Raw genomic sequence first — 14,637 nt, 5'->3', positions numbered from 1 at the left:
AACCAATCTATCTTGTGGGTCGACGACGACAGCTCGTGCGACATTGATCAACTAGCGATAAGCTCACTACCGGTAGTTGATCAACCCGAAGTCGAATAGGTGACCAGCTACGTGCTCCGGTCCTGCAGCCAGCGGAGCGTTCGGCACCGGCTCCTTCCCGGTCCCGGATCCCAGCTTCTCCTACTTTCGGCCTGTCTTTCCCTACCGTGGATCACGTCAGGTCACCCGACCTGGCGTCCTCCAACGATGTAGGAGCCCACCCCCGTTGCGTTACCGCTCCCGCCGCCTCGACGCCCTCCTCGGCGTGCCCCTCGGCCGTTCCACCTTCGCGGACTGGGATGCCCTGGTCGGCAACCCGGCCGCCGCCGAAGCCGAAGACCTCGACTACAAGAGGATGATCGAAGCGAATAAGGCCAACGGAGACACAGCCGCCGACGACATCGCCATCGACGTCGCGACCTTCGCCAACCACGTTGGCGGCGTCATCGTCGTCGGCGTGGCCGAGGTGGACACGGTCCCATCCAAGGTCCTCCACACGGACCTGTCGGAGAACAGTCTGCGGACCATCACCGACGCCGTCGTGGCGAAGGTGTCCCCGCTGCCGCTGTTCGACGTCGTCCCCCTCGAAGACCCTGACGCGCCCGGCACCGGTTTGATCCTGATCGCCGTCCCGTCCAGCCCTCGCGCCCCCCACTGTGTGAGCGCCACGAAGCACGGCGTGACCAAGTGGCCGCGGCGGGTCGGCGCCCAGAAGGTCTGGCTGTCCGAGTCGGAGATTTACGCCGCCTACCAGCGGCGCTTCACCGGCATCGCCAATCGGGCCGCCCGCGTGGCCCAGGTCGAAGCCGACGTGATCCGCCGTCTGGTCCGTAACCGGCCGGGCCTGAGCCTGCCCCAGCCGGTGCTTATCGTGTCGATGGTGCCCGACCTGCCCGGTGACATGACCATCAACAGCGCCGCCCTTGCCGATTTCCGTGCCGACCTCGCCGACGAGCGCCTCCTGCCCGGTGCTCTGTCGCCGATGCTGACGAATCAGACAGTGGGACCCAGGCGTCTGATCGGGTACGAGCCACACCGGGAGGGTGTGGCATGGGCGGAGTTCCACGCCGACGGCTCAGCGTCCATCGCCATCCCCACTAGCAGGATCATCGGCTCAGGGGCAAGCAGCACTGTCTCTCACGTGCATGACGCCGAGATCGTCCTATGGATCGTCGGCGCGCTGCGCCTGATGGCCCGGCACGCTACGGAGAAGACCGCCACGACCGGCACCGCCACCCTCTCGGCGCGGCTCCTCGCTGACGTGCTCACCTACGACACCGACGACGTCGAACTCGGCCAGATGATCAGCGGACGGTTGAGACATCAAGAGTGGGGTGGCCCGGCGCACCTGCAGGTGGTCACCTGGCCTTCCATCCACGGCGCCCCGCTGCGCCCGATCGGCGACGGGGAGACCAGCAACAACGCCTACGCCGAGTCGGCAGCCATCCTCGAGGACTTGGCCGCCGATGGCCGGCCGCTCACGGCGGCCGCCGCGGAGCTGGCGTCCGCGCTGTTCCAGAACTTCGGCGCCGCCGAAGCCCTCCAGATCTGGCCCGACGGCACGGTCAAACCAACCACCTGGGGCGATTCCTGGGCCACTGCTCAGCGCTGGGTTGAGGAGAGCAACATCCCCTGTTCGGCACAGCCGCCTATCGGGGCAGGCGCGGACGAGTAACGAGCGCTGCCAAGCCGCGTCCGGTTCCCACCAACGGAAGGAGGGGCAGGCCAGTCGGGCTTGTCCCTCCTTCCGGATCGCGGCCGTCAGATCGTCGCCGGGACGACGCTGTCCTCTACATCGCTGGCTCCCGCCCGATGCAGGAGCGGCAAAGCCCTCGGATGAACCCGGTTTGATCGTCGTGGTCCTCCCGAACCTGCTCTTGCTGAGATCGCAGTCGGCGCATTGCGCGGCCTGCCAGTCGTTCATCGTGTAAAGCGTGTGGATCCGAAGCCTCCTCGCTTGAAGATCCGAACCCCGTACAGGCCCTAGTACGACGTGGCAAGGCGCGCCGCGCACACTCACCGACGGGCAGGTGGTGGAGGAGGTGCTGGATCGCACTCTGGAAGAGGTGCCCGAAGGCGCAACCCACTGGTTGTGGCGGGAGCTGAACGTGCAGGTGGCATCTCGGGCCGCGCTGACGGCGTTGCGGGTTCAGGCGTTGTAGCCGCCGTGGGCGTCCAGCACGGCGCCCGTGACGTACGACGCAGCGGGGCTGGCCAGGAAGGCGATCGTCGCCGCGATCTCGTCGGGGTGTCCCATGCGCTGCAGGGACAGCGAGCTAAGCAGGGCCTTGAGGGTCTCGGGGTTCGGCGTTTCCATGCCGCCCACCATCAGCCCGGCTTCCACGACGTTGGCGGTAATGCCCCGGGAGCCGAGGTCGCGGGCGACGCCCATGGTGTACCGCTCGACCCCCGCCTTGGTCGCCGCGTAGTCGGCCACGCCAGGGACGCCGACTCGAGTGCCCAACCCGGAACTCACCGTGATGACGCGGCCGCCCTCGCGCAGCACTCGGGAGGCGGCCCGGATGACGGCGATCACCCCGAGGTAGTTGGTGGCGTGCATCCGGTCTAGCGCGGCGGTGTCGGCATCTGGGTCGTCCACCGTCCCGCTCACCGAGATCGCCGCGTTGTTGACGAGGATGTCCAGGCCACCGAAGTGCCCGACCACGTCGTCGATCAGCGCCGGAGCCTTGCTCACGTCCGCCTGGTCGGACTTGAACGCCACGACCTTCGCTCCCTTGCCGCGCACCTCGTCGACGACGTCCTGCGCCTGCTTGTCGGAGCTGACGTAGGTGAACGCGACGTCGGCGCCCTGCTCGGCAAGCAGCCGTACGGTCGCGGCTCCCAGCCCGCGGGACCCTCCAGTGACCAAGGCGACCTTGCCCGTCAGCGGCTTGTTCATTCTTTCTCACCTCACTGGTTGACCTCTTCGAACAGTCAAAACATTAATGGTTACGACAAACTGTCGCAACTTTGGTTGTTACGACAGGCGTTGTCGTAACATCGGGAGTTGCGATCGAGAGGAACGAGTTCATGAGCGCCAACAGCAGGTTGACAATCGCCGCCCACGCGCTGGCCTGGATCGGCCTCTACCAGCGCCAGGGCCATGAAATCGCCACCTCCGAGCAGATCGCGGCCAGCGCGAGCACCAATCCCGTGGTGATCCGGCGGCTGCTCGGCGACTTGCGGAGGGCAGGGCTCGTGGAGTCCCGGCGCGGGGTGGGTGCGGGCTGGTCGCTGGCGCGCGACCTGGAGTCGATCACGCTGCTCGACGTGTACGAGGCGGTGGAACCCGGTCCGCTGTTCGCACTGCACCGCGCGACCCCGGACCCGGGATGCGTCGTGGGTTACGGCATCCAGCCGGCGATGCAGCGCGTCTACGACGGCATCGAGGAGGCCCTCCGGCGCGAGCTGGCCCGCGTCACGCTGGAGGATGTACTCCGGGATGTCCTCGCGGCACCTCGCCGAGTGGTCCTGCCCGTGAGTCCTCCGGGTCAGTGACTGAGGTAGAGATCGCAGGCGCAATCGAGGGCTTCTTGAGGCGTGCCGACAGACGTGCCAGAAGGCAAGGTCCGGCTCCCGTACATGCCGCTGCTGGCCAGGTAGAGCCCGCACCCCCAGGCGGGAGCCGATCCGCCGTAACGGAGCCTGATGGAAGGCAACCACGTCTGGAGCCCTGAGCGCGCATCGTGGCTGATGGGGCGGCCGCCGCGGGGCCCGCGGTTCTTGCGTTGGCCGCCTGATCGGCCTTTTCCGCGGCGGGCCAGTCCATCGACCTGCGTGTGAAGGCGGCAGCCGAGACCGCGCGCCTGGACAACCCGAAAAGCTACTCCGCCCACTCGCTGCGCGCCGGCGGCGCGTCGGCCGCGGCCGCTGCTGGCCGTTCCATGCTGGCCATCGCCCGCCACGGCCGCTGGGTCGAGACCTCACCCGTCGTCCACGGATACGTACGCGCAGCCACATGTGGCGCGACAACCCCATGCGCGGACTCAGCGTATAGAAAGGCTTAAGGCTGTTCGTCTGCCGGATAAGAGACTTTGACGTCGACGTCCCCCTCTTCATCGAAGCGCGACACCTCGACGCGAACCGAGACTCGCCCGACCAGGGGGTAATTGAACCAGCCCTCACCTCGATCGGCTGGTTCCAGGCCGGCCTGAAAAGCAACCCAATCCGAGTCGCCGAAACGATATTCGAGACGCACGAGTCATCGAAGTTCAACCTCGCCGTAACCACGCTCCCATGCAGCCCGCTGTTCGTCATCTAGTGGAATAGTAGGAAATGACATTAAGAAACGATGTGCAAGTTCAATCACAGTGGACTCTTCCAGATCTGGAAGTGCATCGAACTCATCTTGCGTAACATCTGACGAGAAATGACCGCCCCCTCCATCTTGAACCGCCACCCTGCTCCTGGAACAGGGCATCGACCTTGTCGTCATCAAGGAACTCCTCGGCCACGCCCACATCGGCGTAACCGCCGGCGTCTACGCCCACGTACGCCTCCGCCTCCAGCACCAGGCCATCAACACCCTGGGCGACGCCCTCAACCGAACCGACACCGACGACCCACCCGCCACAGCCGCCGTCCGCTGACGTTGCCGTCAGCGTTGCCGTCAAGAACCGCAGAAGCCTGCCAGATAACTCTGGCGAGGCTTCTCGCTTTTCACCTGACTTCAGCTTCAGGCAGACCCCCGCCAGCGCGTTACGGCCCGCTGACACAGGGCGAATGCGAAGGACCCGAAATCATCCCCGAGCCTCTCCATGCTCTCGCGATCCACAACTCCTGGATTCCAGACGAGGACGGGGTACTCGTCTTTCTGATCCACACGAGAAGAATCGAGGACGACCAGGCCACCCATTCCATCGAACATGACAACGATCAGATCGGATGGCATTCCATATTGGCTGCGCGCATCCAGAGTTTCCGCTACGGAACCCAACAGTTTCAGCCCCATTGCGGGTGTCTGATATACGCCGAGAAGTTCCTCACCAGCGATATCCCAGGTCCCGAACTCTTTGATAAGACGGCGGTACGAGGGAGGGAAAGCCACACCCAGATCACTCTCGGCGGCGGCCATCGTCCCCGCGTCACAGCCGTCGGCATGGTTCGCGATGTCATCGTTCCCGCGAACCAGCTCGATCAGTCGCTCACTCGCCTCGACAGCGTCCATCATCCACCAAATCCTGCCGCTCGGTCCTTCCAGTACTGGGATTTCCAGGCGCTGTCCGTCGCATGGCTGTCGCCGGCGGCCCGGCTGGCGGCTCGCTTTGCGGCTCTCCGTTCGCGCCTCCGCCTGCCCGGGGGTGCCGCCATGCGCCGCTCCGCTCCCCCCTTACTTTGAATTCCGATAATGTATCTTGTCGGAAATCAACTTCAAATCGTCCTGGTATTGGATCAGCCGAACTTCAGCGGCACGGCCAACTGCGCACCGCCCAAGACCGGCGGATGCAGGCAATTCAGGACGTGCCCGGAGTGAGGTGTACGGCGCAGTGTGTGTTGGCTCAGCGCCCGCGCGCGTGTCACACCCCCTCCGCGGGCGGCTCAGAGTTTTAGGTGGAGTCGGGCGCGTTAACGGCAAGTTCGCGGACCAAAGGGTTGGCGAAGCCGAGGCCTTCGATGATGTCGGCCAGCCGGTCCTCCAGCAGGGCATGGTGCTCCTCCAGGCGGTCGTCGGCGAGCAGCAGGCTCAGCAGGGATGCCGCAGTGAGGAGCGTCACTTCGTGTGCGCGGCCGAGGCTGCGGTCAGCCTGGGCGAGGGATTCGCGGGCCGTCGCGAGTGCCAGACCCAGCCTGCCTGCCTTCTGGTGGACGTACGCCAGCCGGTATCCAGCCGACACCATGATCGGATGTCCTCGGCCCAGCACGGCGGCACCCGTCTCCATGACCTCGGTGAAAGCGGCCACCGCCTCGTCGAGCCGGTCATGGTCACGGAGCATGGTGGCGTGTTCGACGCGCGCGGCGAACAGCGCCTGTGTGTCCTGCGACCGCTCCAGGAGTGCGATGCGCGCCTCGACCTCGGCAAGGTCCTGGGGCTCCGGGTCGCTCTCGCCGCAGACGCGGTTCAGGGACATGCGGACGAAGACGGTGCCGGGATGGTCGTGACTCGCGTACCGCTCGAACTTCGGCAGCAGCTCCTTCCATAACGCTCTTGCCTCGCTCGTCCTACCGGCCTCGCTAACCGATGAAGCCTCCATCAATCCCGGCGCGGTTCACGGGCGATGCGGTTCAGGCAGCCACGCATGGTCCGCTTGGATTCATCGCTGGTGAGGGAGTCGAGGTAGACGTGGTAAGGGGACCTGTCGGACGCGGTCGAGGTAGCGGGGAGCAGCTCGGTGGTGGTCCCGGCGATGTCGGGGAGGACCGTCACGCGGCCGCCCCCGAGTGGTGCCAGCTGCGCTCAGCCGCGGTGGCGTGGGCGCGCTGCTCGGTCCGCACAGTGAGGCGGTGCAACGACAGTCGAAGGGTTCCCGCGGTGGCTGTTTTCTCTTCCATGCCTGTCACTGCTGCGGGTCACCCGCGATCGTGCGGAGGGGGTTGAGATGATCGAGGAGTTCGTCGACGAAGGGACCGCTTCCCGGAGTCAGGCGCCCGCCCGAGCCGGGGACGGTGCGGACGCCGGCGTCGAGAAGGTCGGAGCGGGTGAGGAGAACGCGTACGGCGGCACCAGCGAGGGCGGTGCCAGGGGTGACTGCGGCGAGGTCCCCGTTGCCGTCGAGCACCGGCACCGTGCGGTCGGTGCCGGCGAGGAGCGCGCTGGCGTGGACGCGAGTGATCGTCTGGGGGCGCCCGCGCGCCTGCGGTGGGGTGACGGTCATGAGGTGCCCCTTCCGAGGAGGACGCCATGATCACATCAGCGTTACTTCCGGGAACTATCCTTCCGTGCAGTTACCAGGAGATGTGGCTCCGTTCCCGCGGGTCGGCCTGGGAGGGTGTGAGGCCGTCCGCCGTCACCGCGATGGTCTTGAGCACCTTGGGACACGCCACTGTATGGCGAGCCTCGCATCGGCAGATCGATCGGAACGATTGCAGCGGCCGCATCGCGATCTGGAGACCGAGCTGACGGGCGTGACATGGCAGGCCAGTGGGCTGATCAGTTTTCGACTTGGAGAGACGGGAAGTTCGCCGACACGACCTGCAACCGCGTCGCGCGCACAAATGCTCCAACAGAAACAATGAGCCGCCCACCACATGTGGGCGGCTCATTGTTATTCCCTGCCGGTCAGGTGACGGACTACGGAGCACCTATGCGCAGAAATTCAGCATAGATTTGATGCAATATCGATAATGGGCGTCGACAACTTCTTACTCTTCGACGGCCATGCCTTCGCCGAATCGTTCCAAGCGAGAGATGACCCCTTCAAGCAACCCCATGACGTCCGCCCGGCTCGGCCTGAATATCCCCTCGTCGACAAAAAGGATCACCTGAGTCACATGTTCGTCGGCGAGAGCAAGGTCGCCATGGATGAGTGCAAGGTTCTCTCCCGAGCGCAACAGATTCTCACCGCGGGGTAGACGGGGAAACGGCAAGGATCGCCAGAGGGCATATCTCTCCATGAAGTCCGGCAACGACTCTTCCTCTCATTAGCCGGCGCCATACCAGAAGGTTACGGCCTTGCCGTCAGGGCCGGGGGGACCACCCGGCTTGGGCCGACATGTCCCGTCGTCTGTGCCAGCATCGGCCAGGGTCATGTTCTGAGGAGTCAGTGGCGATTCATCTTCGTCAGGATCCACCGCCGTACGGACATGTGGTTGCCGCCGATGGCGGTCGTTGCAAAGACTAATGCCCAGCACGGCAGCCCATCGCATCGTCCTGCTTTAACTGGAAACCCCGGGCCCGTACCGAATATTTAGTGCAATAAATAGGGTGAACTGTTTTCACTTGAATCGAATGTGAGGAACCATTGATCAGGCCGGATAAGGCGAGGCGGCCCATCAAACCCATCGCTTACGAACGGGATTAACCTAGAGATCTGATAATGAGAGGACGAGCGTGAGAGCTCCCAGAGATCACGCCTTTCCTCCGACTGGCATAGTTCGCGGGAAACTCGCTGAGCGATAGCCTGGCTACCTACCTCATCAAGGCCTGCATATGCCTGAATCAGGGACTCAACCTTCCAGGATAAGGATCTGAGCACAAAATCCACGGCGATGGATGTGCAGGAGATGCAATCGTCCCTCGTCAAGCTTCGAGCCATTTCGGTAGCAACTACTACAAATTTCCGCACAAACCTTGAATCGTACGAGGCTGAAAAACGCCAGGGGAGGCCATCCAGGAATTTAAAATCTTCAGGGCGTGCCGACGCGACGCTACCGCCGATCGCGTCGAGGAGCTTAAGATCATCAAAAATGTCATCGATCAATAAGCGGCAGCCATCTACGATGGCACCTCCAACAAACTCACATGTCTGACGCTCAAATATGAAGTCGCTATACCAGAAGTCATCCTTGGATTCATTAAAGCTTTCGATCTCTATCGCTCGAAGGTTAGACGCCAACTGCCGAATGCGGAATCTCTCGGATTCTACTAGCTCTCGTCCCGGAAGGAACACAGAAGAATAGTCGGAATTTGAGGATTCACTATTAGATGGGCAAATTCGGTGAAAATCTGGCCCTCCGAGAGCCTCTAGATATCGACGCAGCTCCTGGCAGGCCTCCTCTATATCTCCAGCGATGTTCCACTGGGCGTAGAGGTAGTTTGTCCCATGAACCGGGTGCCAGGGAATCATCGCGAACTGCAGCAGCTCTCGCGCCATTACCTCCATCTCAGGGGTCACCGTAGGAGTTAATTTCCTGCTTTGTAGTTCCTCTACTACAACGTGCGAGTCTACTTTGGTTGCTACGATGACGGCACATACGATCCCCATCCGCATGACTTCCGCCGGCACATGATCGTCCTCTCTCAGTATCGCCTCAAGTACGTTTTTGAGCACCATTCCCTGATCGGACGCTTCTTCTATGAAAGCGACCAAGTTCATTGCATCGTCAGTATCTAGCAATTTGGAGGAGCGATAGGTCATTTCCATCCCTCTATCAGCGATAGCATCGATGAGTTGAGCTCTAAGCAGAACATGGTCGGACTCTTACTCTCCCTCAATTTTTTCAAAGAATGAGCCCCGACCCGTTCGTCCTATGATTTGGAACTGTTCAGGACTCATTGGCTCCATGGGGATACCGATCCCTCGAAGAAAATTAAACCCAGCCCGCCTAGCCCAGTTCGATATCTGTATGGCCTGCTTCGCATCACTCGCCTTCATGCCCGCACCTCTACTCATGGGGCGTTTGTCGTTGTCCGGCAGCTTCTGTCCCGTGGCCTTGAAGTAATCATACATGATGTCTTCAAGGCCGTTCATCGTAGTCGCGTCGAGGGTCCTAAAAAGGATAACCATCCGGTATCCTCGACGATGGTACGCCGCCTGCTCTTGCGCCGTGTACCTCGTGTCAAAATTCGATGCCTTTCCCACTTTGGCGATTTCTCCGGTCTTTGGATTGACCCATGCGTAGACTCCACTCTGGATCTCGGGGTCACCGAAGCCCCGGTCTCCGTTGAACATGAGGAGCCCCATGCCAGCAATGCCTGCATCCCCGAGGTAGCTCCGCATTTCTTCGTCGGTTGCGGCATGGTCGGCATTTGGAGTATTCCCACCGGCGTACTTGCACCAGGACGGATGCTTCGTACAAACATCCTGAATAAGAGCGTCTTCGGTGTTCTTTTGCCAGAACGGATTGTTCATGCAGGTCTGGGAAAGGCAAATCTTCCCATCGCGATTCATGCGATTGACGTAAGCTACGGCCATCCAGTGGGAAGGAAAAGTGACCTGGACGTAGTCCCAATAGACCGTGTAAGGCTTTGATTCGCTACATTCCTTACTATTTGGGTGCGCGCACGGGTTTTGAGGCGGAGGTCCACCCACCAGACCCGTGGGGTCAGACATCCCAATGGGGTTATTGCCCGCATAGGAGTAAGGGTTCGACTGTTGCAAATTGCTAAGGTCTAGCAGGGGGTCTACCGACAAAAACTTTGCCACCGACGGGTCGTAGTAACGAGCACCCAGTAAGTCGAGCCCTGTTGACTCGTCCTCGATCTTGCCAAGGAAACCACGGTCGCTAAGCGGAAGTTGATCCCCACCACGATGCTGGCCGAAGGGAAGGTATCGTTGACGGGAGAACTTCCCTGTGCCGTCATTTACACCGAGCTCACTCGATCCATGCAGGCCGGAAGCGAGCCAGGTGAGTCCATCTCTGCTGGTTCTCATCGCGACAATGACGCCGTCCGGCGATCCATAGTAACGTTTCGCGGTGACAGAGTTACCGATTGCCTCAATTTCCATCGAGCCGAGGTACAGGGTCGTCTTATCTCCAGGCTCACGACGGATAAGACGTTGGCCGTTTGCGTCGTACACCATCGTGGTGTCCTGGCCGTCAATGCTCGCCTTGTCTAACTGGCCGAGTTCGTTCCAGTCGAAGCTGCCAGCCTTTCCACCCGCACTACGGGAAATCATTGCGCCCGCGTTGTCATATGCGTAGGTATCCGTGCCTTCGGGCCGCGTGATTGAAGTGACCGCGTTTGGCCGTTCCGCTGAGCCGCCCGCCTGCGGGTAGTTGTAGCTGGCGATCTGCCCATCAGAGGTGAGGCTTGTGAGATTCCCAACCGCATCATAGGTGTAGGACTGTGCGTAAGGGTCGACTCCCTGATTGTCGCCCGCGGCTGTACCAGTCCCGCACGACTCGGCCATGGTGGTCCACGCCTGAGTTAAGCGGTGCAATCCGTCATAGGTGAAGCATTCGGACTGACCGCTGCTTCCACTCGCAGCGGAGGCGGCGTCGAGGATCTTAGTGATTTCACCGGAGAGGTCGTAGGTGTAGTGGTCGTCTTGCCTGACAATGGGACTATCGGTGTCCGAGCTGGTCGTCGTAGTGACTCGCTTCAGCCAACCAGTTGTCTCATCCCATGTAAACGCGCGTTTGATCTTTCCGTTCGCTCCATAAAAACGCTCGGTTAGTTGGTTGGTTGGAGAGTAGGCCGTCGACCCAACATAAGTGAATCCACCACTCCAGTCGGAAGTCATAACCTGCGGAAGGTTCAGGTCCGAATAGCTGTAGTTGATCTTCTCGGTAGGCAGCCCCCCTACCGCAGGCATGGTGTAAGAGGCGACCGACCCGGTTAGCGTGTAGGTAGTGGCGAAGGTGTAAGTACCGGCTATGAGACCTTCAGACGAGGGGACTGTCAGGGTCGAGCTGAGTGGCCGGCCCATGGAGTCGTAGCCCGTAACCGCATCGACGTAGGCGTGGCCGTTGACATAACGGGTAGCGGAGGTTAACTGGCCCTTGCCATTTTCGGCGGTGTCGTAGACCCACTCGGCCAGCTTGGTCCCGCTGTCGCGCTCCCCGGACCACACGACGGTCTTACGTCCAATGGCGTCGTATGAGTAGGAGATCTTCTGCCCGTTGCCGTTCGTGGACCACACCAGCCGCCCAGCGGCATCGTAGGACTGCTCAGAGTCCCCGGCATCGGGGTCATGGGCGGTGGTGCGGCGACCCACTAGATCGTAGGTAAAGGTACGGACATTGCCGTTGGCGTCAGTTTGCTTAATCAGCTGACCGCGGCGGTCGTATTCGAAGGTGGTGTCGTAGTGCTTCGCCGCCTCAACCTCGACCGATTGCCAGGAGGTCCAGTCTGAGGTGGCGGCACCGCGGATCGCGCGGGCACGCCAGCGGATCTTCCATCCGTCGTTCAGTGTCCCTGTGGGGACGGTGACGGCGGCGTCGTTTCCAGTCGAGACCCCGTTGACGGTGGTGGTCCAGATTTGGCCGATGCCGTGGGCGGTGTCGGCAGGGTCGTGTTCGACCTGGAACTCCGCGCCGAGCTGCCCGCCCGCCGGCGTGCTGACCTTGGCGATCAGTACAGGCGTCAGCGTGTTGGTGGTTCCATTCGTGACAGGCTGGGTGCGGGGGTCGTCGACAGCGAGGACCTGAGAGCCATCTACGACGGTCAGCTGCTGCCAGTCCGACCAGGCCGAGGTGCCGGCGCCGGTGACGGCGCGAGCGCGCCAGCGCACCAGGAACCCATCGCTCAGTTTGCCCTCGGGGACGGTCACGGTCGCCTGCGTGCCGGAGGTCACCTCATCGACCGCCGTGGTCCAGATCTGGCCGCTGCCCTGGCCTTCGGGGGCGGCGGGGTCGTGCTCCAGCTCGAACTCGGCCCGGACCTTGCCACCGGTGGGGTCGGTGACCTGGGCGCGCAGTTGCGGGGTCAGCGAGGCGCTGACCGTCTTGCCGTCCACCACCTGGGACGGGGTGACCTGCAGGGTGCCCAACATCGGGTCGGGCTGGTCCACCCGGACGGTCTGCCAGTCCGACCAGGCCGAGGCCGTTTCACCGGCGACGGCACGGGCCCGCCAGCGCACCAGCCACCCCTCGCCCAGCGTGTCGCCGGGAACGGTCACGGACGCCTGAGTACCGGCGGGCATGTCGTCGACAGCGGTGGTCCAGATCTGGCCCGTGCCGTGCTCGGTGTCGGCGGGGTCGTGTTCGAGTTCGAACTCGGCCCGCAGGGTGCCGCCGGCGGGGTTGGTGACCTGGGCGCGTAGCTGAGGGGTCAGCGACGTGGCGACGGTGATGCCATCGACGAGTTGGGAGGGGGTGACCTGCAGCGCCCTCACCCCGGGTTCGGAGGGAACGTTTGCGGCGTTGACGGTGGCGGCCTGCCAATCCGACCAGGCGGAGGCGACCTGGGTGGCGGTGTTGACCGCGCGGGCGCGCCAGCGGATCCCCCACCCGTTCGACAGGGCTCCGCCGGGCACGGTGACCGACGCCTGGGTGCCGGAGGCGACGTTGTCGACCGCGGTGGTCCAGATGCCGCCGGTGCCGTGCTGAGTGTCGGCCGGATCGTGCTCCAACTCGAATTCGGCCCGCAGCGGCTGCCCGTAGGCGTCGGTGACGGTGGCCAGCAGCTGCGGGGTCAGCGAGGTGACCGTTGTGGTCTGCCCGTCGACCTGGGATGGGGTGATCTGCAGCTGGGAGACGGTGGCGGCCGGGACCTTCACCGTCAGCGACTGCCACTCGCTCCACGGGGAGGCGTTGGATCCGGCGGCGACCACTCGGGCGCGCCAGCGGACCTTCCACCCGTCGCCGAGCTTGCCATCCGGGACGGTCACGGTGGCCTGGGTGCCGGAGGCGACGTCGTCGGCTCCGGTGGTCCAGATGCCGCCGGTGCCATGTTGCGTGTCGGCCGGGTCGTGCTCCAGCTCGAACTCCACCCGGGATGCCGTCGCATCGGTGGTGGTGGCCCGGGCTGCCAGCGCGGGGGTGAGGGTGGAGGTGAGCGTCTGCCCGGACAAATCCTGGGCGGGGGTGACCTGCAGCTGGTCGACGACCGGGTCCGGCACGTTCACCACCGCGGTCTGCCAGGCGGACCAGGCCGAGGATGTGGAGGTGCCGGTGTTGGTGGCGCGGGCCCGCCAGCGAACGTGCCACCCATCGCTCAGCTTCCCAGCCGGTACCGCGGCCGGTGCATCGTTACCAGAGGCGACGCCACTGGAGCTGCCGGCCCAGATCTGACCGGTGCCCTCGGCGGTGTAGGCGGGGTCGTGCTCGATCTCGTAGTCGGCCCGCAGGCTGCCGCCGGCGGTGTCGGACACGGTGGCGTGCAGGGTCGGCGTCAGCGAGGACACCGCGTTTCCGGTGACCGGGGTTATCGACAGGTTGCCGACGGCGGGTGCGGAGGCGGTGGTGTAGGTGACGGTCAGCAGCGGCGGTTTGGCCCCCGTCCCGGTCATCTCCGCGGAATGGAAGTTCATCGCCATGAAGTCAACGCCCTCGTTGGCCGCCCGCAGGTGCACACCGTAGTTCGGGGTACCGGAGGCCCAGGCCTGGACGATAGGAGTGACCGTCCAGGTGAGGTCCTCGGCGACACCGCCATGAATCGACGAGGCTGGAATAGGCGCTTGCCCGGCCGTTGTGACCGCGGGTTTGTTTGCCCAGGTCAAGGTCGTCTGGTCCCAAGTGCCCGTGATCCGCTCAACGATGGGACCGTTGGCCGTGGAGAAGCCGGGCACGTCGCCGGACAGCTTGTACAGCCGCAGCGTGGCGCTGGTGATCTGAGCGCCGGCCAGTGCGGCGGTGTCGAACTTGAGGTAGGAGCGGGCTGTCGGCACGAAGAGCACCCCGCTGCTGACGGCCAGGCTCGCGTCGCTGTAGTGAGAACCTCCACCGGAACTGCTGACATAAGTGTCCGCCTGCGGGGACAGGGTGAGCGTGGGGTCGACGACCACCGGGTAGGTCACTGTCGGATCGGCCAGGAACGCCGCGTCCGGCGCCAGCTCCAGCACCTGCTCGCCGCCGCTGCCGGTCAGGCGGCTGGTGATCCGGCCGACCCGCTTGACGTTCTTGACGTCGTCGGCAGTCTTCCCCGCTCGCGCAGCCGCAGCTGCGGCCTTGTCGGCGTTGCCAGGCTGCGCAGTGGGGCGGCCGGTGGCGTGCATGACCGGCTCGGCGACCGGTGCGACAAGCTTGCCCGTCCGGTCGGTCAGCCGGAGACGGCCCTGGCCGTCCTGCTGCAGGCGCCAGCCTGTGGTCTTGACACCGACCTTGAAGTTCAGCGGT

The 14,637-nt window shown here is 63.6% G+C and carries 11 protein-coding genes; 3 read left to right on the top strand and 8 right to left on the bottom strand.

The genetic code is table 11. From position 1 onward, the window contains the following. Positions 1-265 precede the first annotated feature (265 nt). Positions 266-1,714: an RNA-binding domain-containing protein gene (locus tag AAH991_RS38900; RefSeq protein ID WP_346230971.1), complete on the top strand. Its 1,449-nt coding sequence runs from the start codon at positions 266-268 to the stop codon at positions 1,712-1,714. 474 nt (positions 1,715-2,188) lie between these two features. Here the strand turns inward: AAH991_RS38900 and AAH991_RS38895 are convergent, their stop codons facing one another. Continuing rightward, positions 2,189-2,938: an SDR family NAD(P)-dependent oxidoreductase gene (locus tag AAH991_RS38895; RefSeq protein ID WP_346230970.1), complete on the bottom strand. Its 750-nt coding sequence runs from the start codon at positions 2,936-2,938 to the stop codon at positions 2,189-2,191. 131 nt (positions 2,939-3,069) lie between these two features. On the opposite strand from AAH991_RS38895, the gene AAH991_RS38890 reads away from it, so the two are divergent. After that, on the top strand, positions 3,070-3,537 hold the full coding sequence (locus AAH991_RS38890; RefSeq protein WP_346230969.1) for an Rrf2 family transcriptional regulator: 468 nt from the start codon (positions 3,070-3,072) through the stop codon (positions 3,535-3,537). An 845-nt stretch (positions 3,538-4,382) separates the two neighbouring features. Here AAH991_RS38890 and AAH991_RS38885 read toward each other — a convergent pair. The 5 genes from AAH991_RS38885 to AAH991_RS38865 all read right to left on the bottom strand — a co-directional run bounded on the left by AAH991_RS38885 (position 4,383) and on the right by AAH991_RS38865 (position 6,851). Next, a complete protein-coding gene (locus tag AAH991_RS38885) occupies positions 4,383-4,652 on the bottom strand; it encodes a hypothetical protein (RefSeq protein WP_346230968.1) in 270 nt (89 codons plus the stop codon). 62 nt (positions 4,653-4,714) lie between these two features. After that, entirely contained in the window at positions 4,715-5,209 is a 495-nt protein-coding gene (locus AAH991_RS38880) for an SMI1/KNR4 family protein (RefSeq protein ID WP_346230967.1), read from the bottom strand. Between the two features lie 376 nt (positions 5,210-5,585). After that, a complete protein-coding gene (locus AAH991_RS38875; protein ID WP_346230966.1) occupies positions 5,586-6,107 on the bottom strand; it encodes a tetratricopeptide repeat protein in 522 nt (173 codons plus the stop codon). A gap of 122 nt (positions 6,108-6,229) precedes the next feature. Beyond that, positions 6,230-6,403 (bottom strand): hypothetical protein, encoded by a 174-nt coding sequence (locus AAH991_RS38870; RefSeq protein ID WP_346230965.1) that lies wholly within the window; start codon positions 6,401-6,403, stop codon positions 6,230-6,232. A gap of 130 nt (positions 6,404-6,533) precedes the next feature. Then, positions 6,534-6,851 (bottom strand): hypothetical protein, encoded by a 318-nt coding sequence (locus AAH991_RS38865; protein ID WP_346230964.1) that lies wholly within the window; start codon positions 6,849-6,851, stop codon positions 6,534-6,536. A 469-nt stretch (positions 6,852-7,320) separates the two neighbouring features. Here AAH991_RS38865 and AAH991_RS38860 point away from each other — a divergent pair, with 469 nt between their 5' ends. Beyond that, positions 7,321-7,548 carry a hypothetical protein gene (locus AAH991_RS38860; protein WP_346230963.1) on the top strand — a complete coding sequence of 76 codons (228 nt, stop codon included), beginning with the start codon at positions 7,321-7,323 and terminating at the stop codon, positions 7,546-7,548. 335 nt (positions 7,549-7,883) lie between these two features. Here AAH991_RS38860 and AAH991_RS38855 read toward each other — a convergent pair whose 3' ends face one another. Then, entirely contained in the window at positions 7,884-9,059 is a 1,176-nt protein-coding gene (locus AAH991_RS38855) for a hypothetical protein (protein WP_346230962.1), read from the bottom strand. Between the two features lie 57 nt (positions 9,060-9,116). Then, a complete protein-coding gene (locus AAH991_RS38850) occupies positions 9,117-14,516 on the bottom strand; it encodes a DNRLRE domain-containing protein (RefSeq protein ID WP_346230961.1) in 5,400 nt (1,799 codons plus the stop codon). Positions 14,517-14,637: the final 121 nt, after the last annotated feature.

The sequence above is a fragment of the Microbispora sp. ZYX-F-249 genome (genome assembly GCF_039649665.1).
Classification (GTDB): Bacteria; Actinomycetota; Actinomycetes; order Streptosporangiales; family Streptosporangiaceae; genus Microbispora; species Microbispora maris.
Note: the sequence above shows the minus strand (reverse complement) of the source record. Positions and strands in the feature narration are given on the sequence as shown.